Raw genomic sequence first — 12,643 nt, forward strand, 5'->3', positions numbered from 1 at the left:
GCGCTGGACAGGACAACGCGGACAGGGGTGCCTATGACGCGCGGTACACGGGACGAGACCGGAACCACGGTGGGAGCCCGCGAGGGCGGCGGCCCGGCCGTCACCACCGACGGCCTGCCCGGATGGCTCGACCCCGTCGTCGAGGCGGCCCGGTCCGTCCAGCCGGGACAGCTGAGCCGGTTCCTGCCGCCCGAGGACGGCCGAGGGCGGCAGTCCGCCGTGCTCGTCCTCTTCGGGGAGGGCGCCCGAGGCCCCGAGCTGCTCCTGATGGAGCGCGCCGGCACCCTGCGCTCGCACGCGGGCCAGCCGTCCTTCCCCGGTGGTGCGCTTGATCCCGGGGACGGCGATCCGCACACCACCGGCCCGCTGCGCGCCGCGCTGCGCGAGGCCGAGGAAGAAACCGGACTCGATCCTTCCGGTGTCCAGCTCTTCGGTGTGCTGCCCCGCCTCTACATCCCGGTCAGCGAGTTCGTCGTGACCCCGGTCCTCGGCTGGTGGCGCGACCCCAGCCCGGTCGGAGCCGTGGACCTCGCCGAGACGGCGCGGGTCTTCACGGTTCCCGTGGCCGATCTCACGAACCCCGAACACCGGGTCATGACCGTCCATCCCAGCGGCCACTTGGGACCGGGATTCACCGTCGAATCGGCTCTGGTCTGGGGTTTCACCGCCGGAGTGATCGACCGGATCCTGCACTTCGCGGGCTGGGAGCGTCCGTGGGACCGCTCACGACAGGTCCCGCTCGACTGGCGCGCATGAGACGGTGGCCCACGTGAACGTGCTGGACATCCTGTTGCTGCTCGCCGCCGTATGGTTCGCGATCGTCGGCTACCGCCAGGGGTTCGTCGTCGGCATCCTGTCGGTGATCGGCTTCCTCGGCGGTGGTCTCGTCGCCGTGTCCCTGCTCCCGCTGATCTGGGACCGGGTGACGGACAACGGCACCCAGGTGTCCACCACGGTCGTCGTGATCTCCGTGGTCGTGATCATCATCTGCGCCTCGATCGGGCAGGCCCTGACCACCCATCTCGGGAGCAAGCTCCGCCGCCAGATCACCTGGTCACCGGCGCGCGCGCTCGACGCGACCGGCGGGGCCCTGGTCAACGTCGTCGCGATGCTCCTGGTGGCCTGGCTGATCGGTTCCGCGCTCGCCGGGACCTCGCTGCCCACCCTGGGCAAGGAGGTCCGCAACTCCAAGGTCCTCCTCGGCGTGTCGCGGGTGCTGCCCGAGCAGGCGAACACCTGGTTCTCCGACTTCAGCTCCACCCTCGCGCGCAACGGCTTCCCCCAGGTGTTCAGCCCGTTCTCCAACGAGCCCATCACCGAGGTGCAGGCGCCCGACCCGACGCTCGCCAGCAGCCCCGTCGCCGAGCTGGCGAAGCGCTCGATCGTGAAGGTCGTCGGTACCGCGCCCAGTTGCAGCAAGGTGCTGGAGGGCACGGGCTTCGTCTTCGCGCCCGGCAAGGTGATGACCAACGCGCACGTCGTCGGCGGGGTCAGCGAGCCGACCGTGCAGATCGGCGGCGAGGGCAGGCTGTACGACGCCAAGGTCGTGCTCTACGACTGGGCGCGCGACATCGCGGTCCTGGACGTGCCGAAGCTGAAGGCCCCGGTGCTGGAGTTCTCCGAGAAGGACGCGGCGAGCGGGAACGACGCGATCGTCGCCGGCTTCCCGGAGAACGGCGGGTACGACGTCCGCTCGGCCCGCGTCCGCGGGCGGATCAACGCCAACGGCCCGGACATCTACCACCGCGGCACGGTCCGACGGGACGTCTACTCGCTGTTCGCGACGGTCCGCCAGGGCAACTCCGGCGGACCGCTGCTGACGCCCGACGGCAGGGTGTACGGAGTCGTCTTCGCGAAGTCCCTCGACGACCCCAACACCGGTTACGTGCTGACGGCGGACGAGATCCGCGACGACATCCGGTTCGGCAAGGACGCCGTGCGCCGGGTCGACAGCCAGGGCTGCGCGCTCTGAGGCGCCGCTCCCGCCGGGTCCCTACGTCCGTGGATGGCGCAGGCGCGCGGAGACCCAGCGGGCCCGTCGGCGCAGGATGAGCGGAATCCCGAGGCGGGGGTCGTGGCCGTGCCGGCCGGCCCTCTCGTGGGTGCCCGGCGTAGCTGCCGAGCGGCGTTCGTGCGCGGTGTCACCGTAGTCGTGCGTCCAGCTCATACTCCGAGCTCTGCCCGTGGCCCAAGGTCCGTAACCCCGTCAGGGGCGGCCAATTGGCCTATGCGCCGGGCAATTGAATGCTCGTAAGACAAGCGCACGATCGAACTCCCGCCCGTTCAGGGGGCGGTCGCCGGTCCGCGCCCGTTCGGCGGCCCGTTCGGCGGCGCGGCGACCGGCCGCCCCCGTCAGCGGTCCGGCTCGGGGTCCTTGAGCCAGTTCACCAGCTCGGACGAGAAGGCGACCGGGTCCTCCTCGTGCGGGAAGTGCCCGAGCCCGTCGAACAGCCGCCACCGGTACGGGGCTTCGACGTACTCCCCGGAACCGGCCGCGCTGCGCGTACGCATCACCGGGTCGAGGGAGCCGTGCAGATGCAGCGTCGGCACCCGCACCGGGCGCTTCATCCGCCGGTTGAACTGGATCCCGTCGGGCCGTGCCATCGACCGCATCATCCAGCGGTACGGCTCGATCGAGCAGTGCGCGGTGGACGGGATGCACATGGCCCGCCGGTACACGGCCAGATCCTCGTCCTCGGGCGGCCGCGGCCCCGACCAGTCCCGGATCAACTCCCCTACGAGCGCCCCGCCGTCGGCGACGAGCTGCCGCTCGGGGACGAACGGCCGCTGGAAGCCCCAGATGTGTGAACTCGCCCGGGTCTGACCGAAGTCCGACAGCATCGCCGAGCGCCACCGGCGCGGATGCGGCATGGAGGAGACGACGAGCCGGCGCACCAGCTTGGGCCGCATCACGGCCGCCGTCCAGGCGAGGTAGCCGCCCAGGTCGTGCCCGACGAGCGCGGCGTCCGGCTCGCCGAGGGACCGTACGACCCCGGTGATGTCGAGCGCCAGGTTGGCGGGGTCGTAGCCGCGCGGGGTGCGGTCGCTGCCGCCCACCCCGCGCAGGTCCATCGCGACCGCCCGGTACCCGGCGTCGGCGAGCGCGGTCATCTGGTGCCGCCAGGTCCACCAGAACTGCGGGAAGCCGTGGAGCAGCAGCACCAGCGGCCCGTCACCGAGCTCGGCGACGTGGAAGCGGGCGCCGTTCGCGGCGACGTCCCGGTGCGTCACCGCCTGCCCGCCGGGGAGGTCGAGCCGTACCGCCGTGGCAGCTGTGGGAGGAACGCTGGAGTCCGGCGTGGGCGCTGTCATGAGGACGAGCGTGCCACACCCACGGCCTTGTCACTCACCGGCCGCTCGTGGGGCTTGACGGTCCCGACGAGCGCGGCGGTCTGCTTGACGGCCTCGATGGTCTTCACCGGCGGCTTCACCTTCTTGAACTTGGCGTAGGCGAGCAGCCCGACCACGCCCGCGAGCAGCCAGAACACCCCGGCGACGATGAGGAAGCACCACGGGAGCCCGAGCCCGGAGGTGTGAATCCAGTAAGCCAGGGCGAAGCTCAGCATCGGCACGGAGGCGAGCAGGAACACCCCGGCGGCGATCGCGGCACCGCTGCCGATGCCCGCGCGCCTGACGTCCTGCTTGATCTCCACCTTGGCGAGGGCGATCTCGTCGTGCACCAGGGCGGACATCTCGGCGGTGGCCGAGGCGACCAGCTGGCCGAGCGTGCGCTCGGCTCCTTGCGCCCCTTGGTCCACTGCGCTCATCGCTCTCTCCCTCTGTCGTCAGCTGCTGGCGGCTGTCCTGCGCCGCCGGTCCCAGTCAGATCATGCCGGACCGTCGCCCTCGATGCTGGACCCAGCCGCCGCTTCGGCCTTGCGGCGGTGCTCCGCGGCCTTCTCGTCGTAGATCTCCGCCATCCGCAGGTGGTACGCGGGATTGTGCTCCTCGTAGATGTCCGGGATGCCGTCGAGGTCCTCGTCGCGCTCCTCGGCCTCGGTGAGCGCCCTGTACTTGCGGTCGCGGAGCTTGAGCAAGACACAGGCGACGATCGCGGCGATGAGGGAACCGATCAGGACCGCGGCCTTGATCTCGTACATGAGGGTCCGGTCGTCGGTGAAGGCGAGTTCGCCGATCAGCAGCGAGACCGTGAATCCGATGCCGGCGAGCGAGGCGACGGCGAACACGTCCGGCCAGGCGAGGTCCTCGTTCAGCTCCGCCTTGGTGAAGCGCGCGGCCAGCCAGGTGCCGCCGAAGATGCCGACGGTCTTGCCGACGACCAGGCCGAGGACGACGCCGAGGGTCTCCGGCCGGGTGAAGACCTGGGCGATGGCTTCGTCGGAGAGCGAGACTCCGGCCGAGAAGAGCGCGAAGAGCGGTACGGCGAGCCCGGCCGAGATGGGCCGTACGAGGTGCTCGATGTGCTCGCCGGGGGACTGCTCCTCGCCCTCCTTGCGGTGGCAGCGCAGCATCAGGCCCATGGCGACACCGGCGATGGTGGCGTGTACCCCGCTGTTGTACATCAGGCCCCAGATGACCAGGGCGAGCGGGACGTGGACGTACCAGCCGCGGACACCTCGGCGCAGCAGGAACCAGAACAGGGCGAGGCCCACGACGGCGCCACCGAGGGCCAGGAAGTTGATGTCGCTGGTGAAGAACACCGCGATGATGATGATCGCGAAGAGGTCGTCGACGACGGCGAGGGTCAGCAGGAAGGCGCGCAGGGCGGAAGGCAGCGAGGTGCCGATGACCGCGAGGACGGCGAGCGCGAAGGCGATGTCGGTGGCGGTCGGGACCGCCCAGCCGGCCAGTGAGCCGTCGCCGAGCAGGTTGACGAGGGCGTAGACCAGCGCCGGGGCGGCCATGCCGCAGATTGCGGCGATGACCGGGAGGGCGGCGGCCTTGCGGTCGCGCAGATCGCCCGCGACCAGCTCGCGCTTGAGCTCGATGCCGGCGACGAAGAAGAAGATGGCGAGCAGGCCGTCGGCCGCCCAGTGCTGTATGGACAGGTCCAGGCCGATGGCGGCGGGGCCGATGTGGAAGTCGCTGACGGTCTGGTAGCTGGCGGCAAGGGCAGGGGTGTTCGCCCAGACCAGGGCGCAGATCGTGGCCACGAGCAGCAGCACGCCGCCGACGGTCTCGGCGCGCAGGGCATCGGCCACGAAGCGGTGCTCGGGCAGCGAGAGCCGGCCGAGGAACTTGCGGCGCTGGGGTTCGGTCGGGGTGGGCGTGGCCACGGAAGGAAACCTCCGGTTGGTCGACGGCATGACGAATGCAGTTGCCGACCAGACTTCCCGGCTCACCCTGTGGACTTTCTTGATGCTTTCAATATTTTACAGGGTGTAACCAAGGGTGTATCCGGCGACCATCACTTTATGCGCGAAAAGGGCGTCCGGCGCGTTGCGCACCGGACGCCCTCCCGAGCCCGATCGGCCCGTCGGCCCGTGTCAGTCCTCGCTGCCGGCGGCCGGGAGCTTGCTCTGGATCAGGTCCATGACCGAGGAGTCGGCGAGCGTGGTGACGTCACCGACCGCCCGGTTCTCCGCCACGTCGCGCAGCAGACGGCGCATGATCTTGCCGGAGCGGGTCTTCGGCAGCTCCTGGACCGGCAGGATGCGCTTCGGCTTGGCGATCGGGCCCAGCGTGCTGCCCACGTGGTTGCGCAGGTCCGCGACCAGGTTCTCGGTCTCGGAGGCGCTGCCGCGCAGGATGACGAAGGCGACGATGGCCTGACCGGTGGTCTCGTCGTTGGCGCCGACCACGGCGGCCTCGGCGACCGAGGGGTGCGAGACGAGGGCCGACTCGACCTCGGTGGTCGAGATGTTGTGGCCGGACACCAGCATCACGTCGTCCACCCGGCCGAGCAGCCAGATGTCGCCGTCGTCGTCCTTCTTGGCGCCGTCGCCCGCGAAGTACTTGCCCTCGAAGCGCGACCAGTAGGTGTCGAGGAACCGCTGGTCGTCGCCCCAGATGGTGCGCAGCATCGACGGCCACGGCTCGGTGAGGACCAGGTAGCCACCCCCGCCGTTCGGGACCTCGTGCGCCTCGTCGTCCACGACGGTGGCGGAGATTCCGGGCAGGGCGCGCTGTGCGGAGCCCGGCTTGGTGGCGGTGACGCCCGGCAGCGGGGAGATCATCATCGCGCCGGTCTCGGTCTGCCACCAGGTGTCCACGATCGGGCAGCGGTCGCCGCCGATGTGCTTGCGGTACCAGATCCAGGCCTCGGGGTTGATCGGCTCGCCGACCGAGCCCAGTACGCGCAGGCTCGACAGGTCGAACTTCGCGGGGATGTCGTCGCCCCACTTCATGAACGTACGGATGGCGGTCGGTGCCGTGTAGAGGATGGTCACCCCGTACTTCTGGACGACCTCCCAGAACCGGCCCTGATGCGGGGTGTCGGGGGTGCCCTCGTACATCACCTGGGTGGCGCCGTTCGCGAGCGGCCCGTAGACGATGTAGGAGTGCCCGGTCACCCAGCCGATGTCGGCGGTGCACCAGTAGACGTCGGTCTCCGGCTTCAGGTCGAAGACCGCGTGGTGGGTGTACGCGGCCTGCGTGAGGTAGCCGCCGGAGGTGTGCAGGATGCCCTTCGGCTTACCCGTGGTCCCCGAGGTGTAGAGGATGAAGAGCGGGTGCTCGGCGTCGAACGGCTGCGGGGTGTGCTCGGCGGACTGCCGGCCGACCACGTCGTGCCACCAGACGTCGCGGCCCTCGGTGAAGGCGGTGTCCTGGCCGGTGCGGCGTACGACGAGCACGTGCTCGACCTGCGGACACTTGGCGACGGCGTCGTCGATGGCGGGCTTCAGGGCGCTGGGCTTGCCGCGGCGGTAGCCGCCGTCGGCGGTGATGACCAGCTTCGCGTCGGCGTCCTGGATGCGGGAGGCGACGGCGTCGGCGGAGAAACCGCCGAAGACCACGGAGTGCGCGGCGCCGACGCGGGCGCACGCGAGCATCGCGACGACCGCCTCCGGGATCATCGGCAGGTAGACGGCGACCCGGTCGCCGGCCTCGACACCCAGCTCGGTCAGGGCGTTGGCGGCCTTGGAGACCTCGTCCTTGAGTTCGGCGTAGGTGATCGAGCGGCTGTCGCCGGGCTCGCCCTCGAAGTGGATGGCGACGCGGTCGCCGTTGCCGGCCTCGACGTGGCGGTCCACGCAGTTGTACGCGACGTTGAGCTTGCCGTCCGCGAACCACTTCGCGAAGGGCGGGTTCGTCCAGTCGAGCGTCTCGGTCGGCTCGGTGGCCCAGGTCAGCCGCCGGGCCTGCTCGGCCCAGAAGCCCAGCCGGTCCGCGTCGGCCTGTGCGTACGCAGCCTCGGTCACATTGGCGGCGGCGGCCAGATCGGCGGGCGGTGCGAACCGCCGCTCCTCCTTGAGCAGATTGGCCAGGCTCTCATTGCTCACGACATCTCCCTTTCCCAGGGTGTCCGTTGTGTCCCCGGGCATAGCTCATCAGTCAGCGGCCCAGGTGACAAGGGGTAGCCGAGAATTGGTTTAGACCTATATCACGACCTGGCCCGCGCGAGAACGGAGTGCGAATGGCCCCTCCCCGCTGCAGGGGGCGGGAAGGGGCCAAACGATTGCACGATTACGGGAGAGTATCGGTTCAGGCGTGCTGGCCCACGCTGTCGAAGACCCGGCAGTCGAAGAAGTCCTCGCCCTCGGACAGCAGATACGCCTGCGCCTCGCCCACGTGGAAGTACATCCCGTGCAGCTCCAGGGTGCCCTCGGCGAGCCGCCTGGCCACCGATTCATGGGCCCGCAGGTGCTCCAGCTGCTGGACCACATTGGTCAGGCACAGCTGCTCCACCGCGTCCGCCGGGAGCCGGCCCGAGATCCGGGCCCAGGCGTGGTGGCGGCTGGCCATCCGCTCCAGGCTGGGCAGCCCGTGCTTCAGCCAGCGGCGCAGCGGGGTCATCGGGGCGCCGGGCGTGGAGGAGAGCAGGGCCTGCATGGCCCCGCAGCCCGAGTGCCCGCACACCGTGATGCTGTCCACCTGCAGCACGTCCACGGCGTACTCGATGGCTGCGGCGACGGAGTCGTCGGTGGACTCCGCGCCGGGCAGCGGGACCAGATTGCCGACGTTGCGGACCGTGAACAGGTCGCCCGGTCCGCTGGCCGTGATCATGCTGGTCACCAGGCGGGAGTCGGCGCAGGTGAGGAAGAGCTGGGAGGGCCGCTGACCCTCGCGGGCCAGCCGGGCCAGCTCGTCCCGCACGTGGGGCGCGGTGTCGCGCTGGAAGGCGCCGATCCCGTTGGCCAGTTGGCCCGCGCCGCGCCGCCGGGGGGCGGGCGAGCCGGCTTGCTCGGTGGCGGCCTGCGCCTGCGCCCCGGTGGCCGCCGCGGCTGCCTCGGCCGCGTCCGCGGCGGTGATCGTACGGGTACCGGCGGGGCGGTGGTCGCAGTGGTTCTGCCACGGCGTCCAGGGGCGGCAGCACTGGTGCGCGCCGCGCTGCGGCGCGCGGCGGGGCCGGTCCGCGGGGTGGCTCCCGTCGGCGTGCCCGCCGCCGGACGCAGCTGCGGGCGCGGCTGCGGGCACCACCTCGGCCGGTCGCGCCGACGATCCGGCGCGTCCGGTGACCTCCAACGAGCCCCCGTGCGCCAGGTGGGAATCCTGCCAGTCGTGCAGCGTCTCGTAGGCCGCGTGGTCCATGAACGAGCCGTCCAGCTCGATCACCGCATGCCCCTCGTGCGGAATCTGGTTCAGCACCCGGCTCAGCCGGGGCACCGCGAGGAAGGTCAACTGCCCGCGCGCCCGCACCCGGTGGGCCCCGTTGTCCAGTCGTTCCACGGTGATCCGGGTCCGGGTGAGCCGGTACAGGGCCAGCGCGACGGCCACCGCGATACCGATGGCCACGCCCTCCAGGACCCCGCCGAGCACCACGGCGACGATCGTCGTGCCGTAGACCAGGATCTCCCGGTGCCGGGTGACACTGCGCAGGTGCGTGATGTTGACCATCTGCACGCCGACCGCCATCACGAGGGCGGCCAGCGCGGCGAGCGGGATCAGGTCGAGGACCGGGACGAGCAGGCCGGCCGCCAGTACCACCCACAGACCGTGCAGCATGGTCGATCTCCGGCTGACCGCACCGGACTTGACATTGGCCACGCTCCGGACGGCCACACCCGAGACGGGCAGTCCGCCGAGCGCGCCGGAGACGATGTTCGCCGCACCCTGCCCCCACAGCTCGCGGTTGAGGTCGGTGCGCGGCGGGCGGTTGTCCGTTCGCCGCTCGGAGGCGATCAGCTTGTCGGTCGCGACCGCGGAGAGCAGGGACTGCACACTGCCGACCAGGGCGATGGTCAGGACGGCGGCGAGGATGCCGAGGACGGGGCCGTCGGGCAGCTCGGGCAGGGCGTGGCTGCGCCAGGACGGCAGGTCCACCCTGGGTAGGGCGAGCCCGGACAGCGCGGCGGCGGCGGTGGCCGCGGCCACGGCGGCCAGCGCGGCGGGGGCCTTGCGCAGGACCCGGCCGGCCCGTCCGGGCAGCCACGGCCAGGCCAGCAGGACGGCCAGGGTCAGGGCGCTGACGCCGAGCGCCGCCGGATGCAGATCGGCCAACTGGGCCGGCAGCCCGAGGACGTTGGCCACGGCGGAGCTCTGGGGGTTGCCGCCGAGCACGATGTGCAGCTGGGCGAGAGCGATCGTCACGCCGATCCCGGCGAGCAGGCCGTGCACGATGGCCGGGCTGACCATGAGCGCCGACCGCGCGGTGCGCAGGGCGGCGAGACCGAGCTGGAAGAGGCCGGCGAGCACGGTGATGGCGCAGGTGGTGCGCCATCCGTAGTGCTGGATCAACTCGGCGGTGACCACGGTGAGTCCGGCGGCGGGACCGCTCACCTGGAGCGGGGCGCCACCGAGCCATCCGGCGACGATCCCGCCGACCGCCGCGGCGACCAGCCCCGCCTGGAGCGGTGCGCCGGTGGCCAGGGCGATGCCGAGCGAGAGGGGCAGGGCGATCAGGAAGACGGCGATGGACGCGGAGAGATCCGCGGGAAGGTCCTTGCGGATCTGTCGGATGGTGCCTGTGGGGGAGGTGGCTGTCATGGGTTCCCGTCTCCTCTGGGGAGGGATGAAGCGGCGGGAGTCTCAACGCTCGGTAAATGAATGGTAATGGAGAGTAAAGGTGAGTGGTGCATAATACGGGCAAATAGCCTATGAATTAGCACTCAAGGGTGATTAAGCATTTTGTACGGCTTGTCATACCTTCTCTCGAGCGGACCGCGTGGGACGTTGCGGCGCGGAAGTCCCGCGATGGAACTGCGAGGAAGAGGTGGGGCGGATGATCGCCGCCACGAAGAAGATCGCCGGCGGCCTGGTCGCCACGGCGCTGGTCCTGGGAGCCGCCGGGTGCAGCACCTCGGAACCCGCCAAGTCCCCGGCCCCCGGGGCCCCGAACGCCCTGAAGGGAGCCGCCGCCCCGGAGGCTCCGGGCAGCGTCAACCGGCCCATCGGCGACGGTTCGACCGCGTACACGGGCATGCAGCCGAACGTGCAGAAGCCGCAGAAGCTCAAGCCGGGCGAAAAGCCGCCGCAGTTCGTGGTGTTCTCGTGGGACGGGGCCGGCGAGGACAGCCAGAAGCTCTTCTCGCACTTCCGCGAGGTCGGCAAGAAGTACAACGCCCGCATGACGTACTTCCTCAGCGGCGTCTACATGCTCCCGGAGGAGAAACGTTCCCTCTATACGGCGCCCCAGCATGAGTCCGGCCGCTCCGACATCGGCTTCGGCGACCTCCAGGGCATCAAGGACACCGCCACCCAGGTCCGCGCGGCCTGGCTGGAGGGCAACGAGATCGGCACCCACTTCAACGGGCACTTCTGCGGCCCCGACGGCGGCGTCGGCACCTGGTCCGTGGACGAGTGGAAGAGCGAGATCAACCAGGCCAAGTCCTTCGTCAAGAACTGGAAGACCAACTCCGGCCTGAAGGACCAGGAGGCGCTCCCCTTCAACTACGACAAGGAGCTCATCGGCGCCCGCACGCCCTGCCTCGAAGGCCAGAAGAACTTCATGCTGGCGGCGAAGGACATGGGCTTCCGCTACGACTCCAGCGGCATCAGCAAGCAGATCTGGCCCAAGAAGACGGACGGGCTCTGGGACATCCCGCTCCAGCTGGTGCCCATGCCGGGGCGTGCCTTCGACACCCTGAGCATGGACTACAACTACATGGTCAACCAGTCCGGGACGACCTCGCAGGGTGATCCCTCCCAGCACGCGTACTGGGGTGACCAGATGCGCGACGGCCTGCGGGAGGCCTTCGACCGCGTCTACCAGGGCAACCGTGCGCCGCTGATCATCGGCAATCACTTCGAGTCCTGGAACGGCGGCACCTACATGCGCGCCGTCGAGGAGTCGATCAAGACCATGTGCACCCAGAAGGAGGTCCGCTGCGTCCCGTTCCGGGAGCTGGCGGACTGGCTGGACGCGCAGGACCCGAAGGCCCTGGAGTGGATGCGCGCCCTCGACGTCGGCGAGGCGCCGAAGGAGGGCTGGGCGAAGTTCCTGACCGCGGGGCCGCCGGCGGCGCCGGCCGCCCCCGCGGGCGTCAAGCCGGCTGCGGAGCCGGCCGGGGGGAGTGCGGACGAGGGCTGACGAGCGCTTCGGCCCCCTCGTGCAGGACGAATCCGGGGTCGACCTGGTCCGCCAGGTCGACCCCGGTCTTGGCGTTGCCCCAGCTCTCCGCGTTCTTGAGGTGGAAGCTCACCATCTGCTCCGTGTACCGGGCCCAGTCGCGGTGCGCGTACGAGTCGTCGGCGGCGTCCTGGAGCTCCTGGAGGGCGAACCGGTTGGACGCCTCCAGCAGCTCGAAGGGGGCCGGCCGGCCCTTCTCCATCGCCCGCACCCAGTCGGAGTGCCCGACGGTGACCAGCAGGTCCTCGCCCACCTCGTCCTGGAGGAACTCGATGTCCTCGGGGCCCTGCACCTTGTTGCCGATGACCTTGAGCGCGACGCCGAAGTCCCGCGCGTACTCCTTGTACTGGCGGTAGACGGAGACGCCCTTGCGGGTCGGTTCGGCGACCAGGAAGGTCACGTCGAAGCGGGTGAACATGCCCGAGGCGAAGGAGTCCGAGCCGGCCGTCATGTCGACGACCACGTACTCGTCGGGGCCGTCGACCAGGTGGTTGAGGCAGAGCTCGACCGCTCCGACCTTGGAGTGGTAGCAGGCCACGCCCAGGTCGGCCTCGGTGAACGGCCCGGTGGCCATGAGCCGTACGGGCTCCCCGTCGAGCAGGAGCGTGCGCGCGCAGGCGTCGTACACCGGGTTGTCCTCGGTGACGCGCAGCAGGCGCGAGCCGCGGCCGGGCGGGGTGGTCTTGATCATCGCGTCGACGGACGCGATGCGCGGATTGGAGCCCCGCAGGTACTCCTTGATCAGGGGCAGGTGCGCGCCGAGGGCGGGCAGTTCGGCGGCCTCCTCCTCGGTGAGTCCGAGCGCGGCGCCCAGGTGCTGGTTGATGTCGGCGTCCACCGCGACGACGGGGGCTTCATTGGCGGCGAGGTGGCGGATGAAGAGGGAGGACAGGGTCGTCTTGCCGCTGCCGCCCTTTCCCACGAAAGCGATCTTCATGTTCACCAAGCGTAGCGGTTCGATAGCGCTGTGTTGTCAAGGTGAGTGAAGAAGACCACTCCAAGGAGGGGTCGGTG

Annotated in this window: 9 protein-coding genes; 3 read left to right on the forward strand and 6 right to left on the reverse strand. The window is 70.4% G+C overall.

All coding sequences use genetic code 11. From position 1 onward, the window contains the following. Window positions 1–33: 33 nt before the first annotated feature. Window positions 34–756 carry an NUDIX hydrolase gene (locus tag JYK04_RS23545; protein ID WP_189743885.1) on the forward strand — a complete coding sequence of 241 codons (723 nt, stop codon included), beginning with the start codon at window positions 34–36 and terminating at the stop codon, window positions 754–756. A gap of 13 nt (window positions 757–769) precedes the next feature. Next, on the forward strand, window positions 770–1,972 hold the full coding sequence (locus JYK04_RS23550) for a MarP family serine protease (protein ID WP_189743886.1): 1,203 nt from the start codon (window positions 770–772) through the stop codon (window positions 1,970–1,972). Between the two features lie 380 nt (window positions 1,973–2,352). On the opposite strand, the gene JYK04_RS23555 is transcribed toward JYK04_RS23550, so the two are convergent. From JYK04_RS23555 to JYK04_RS23575, 5 genes are all read right to left on the reverse strand, one after another. Continuing rightward, window positions 2,353–3,312: an alpha/beta fold hydrolase gene (locus tag JYK04_RS23555; RefSeq protein ID WP_030010121.1), complete on the reverse strand. Its 960-nt coding sequence runs from the start codon at window positions 3,310–3,312 to the stop codon at window positions 2,353–2,355. Then, entirely contained in the window at window positions 3,309–3,767 is a 459-nt protein-coding gene (locus tag JYK04_RS23560) for a phage holin family protein (protein ID WP_189743890.1), read from the reverse strand. The genes JYK04_RS23555 and JYK04_RS23560 overlap by 4 nt, the downstream gene beginning before the upstream one ends. Before the next feature lie 60 nt (window positions 3,768–3,827). Then, the gene (gene nhaA / locus JYK04_RS23565; protein ID WP_229876563.1) at window positions 3,828–5,237 is read right to left on the reverse strand and encodes a Na+/H+ antiporter NhaA; all 1,410 of its coding nucleotides are present in this window, start codon (window positions 5,235–5,237) and stop codon (window positions 3,828–3,830) included. Window positions 5,238–5,447: 210 nt separating this feature from the next. Continuing rightward, on the reverse strand, window positions 5,448–7,445 hold the full coding sequence (gene acs / locus JYK04_RS23570; protein ID WP_189743892.1) for an acetate--CoA ligase: 1,998 nt from the start codon (window positions 7,443–7,445) through the stop codon (window positions 5,448–5,450). A 160-nt stretch (window positions 7,446–7,605) separates the two neighbouring features. Further along, a complete protein-coding gene (locus JYK04_RS23575; RefSeq protein WP_189743894.1) occupies window positions 7,606–10,047 on the reverse strand; it encodes a SulP family inorganic anion transporter in 2,442 nt (813 codons plus the stop codon). A gap of 235 nt (window positions 10,048–10,282) precedes the next feature. On the opposite strand from JYK04_RS23575, the gene JYK04_RS23580 reads away from it, so the two are divergent. Further along, the gene (locus JYK04_RS23580; protein WP_189743896.1) at window positions 10,283–11,590 is read left to right on the forward strand and encodes a polysaccharide deacetylase family protein; all 1,308 of its coding nucleotides are present in this window, start codon (window positions 10,283–10,285) and stop codon (window positions 11,588–11,590) included. Here the strand turns inward: JYK04_RS23580 and JYK04_RS23585 are convergent. Next, the gene (locus JYK04_RS23585) at window positions 11,544–12,566 is read right to left on the reverse strand and encodes an ATP-binding protein (protein ID WP_189743898.1); all 1,023 of its coding nucleotides are present in this window, start codon (window positions 12,564–12,566) and stop codon (window positions 11,544–11,546) included. The genes JYK04_RS23580 and JYK04_RS23585 overlap by 47 nt on opposite strands. Window positions 12,567–12,643: the final 77 nt, after the last annotated feature.

Origin of the sequence: Streptomyces nojiriensis, from assembly GCF_017639205.1 — a bacterium.
GTDB lineage: Bacteria > Actinomycetota > Actinomycetes > Streptomycetales > Streptomycetaceae > Streptomyces > Streptomyces nojiriensis.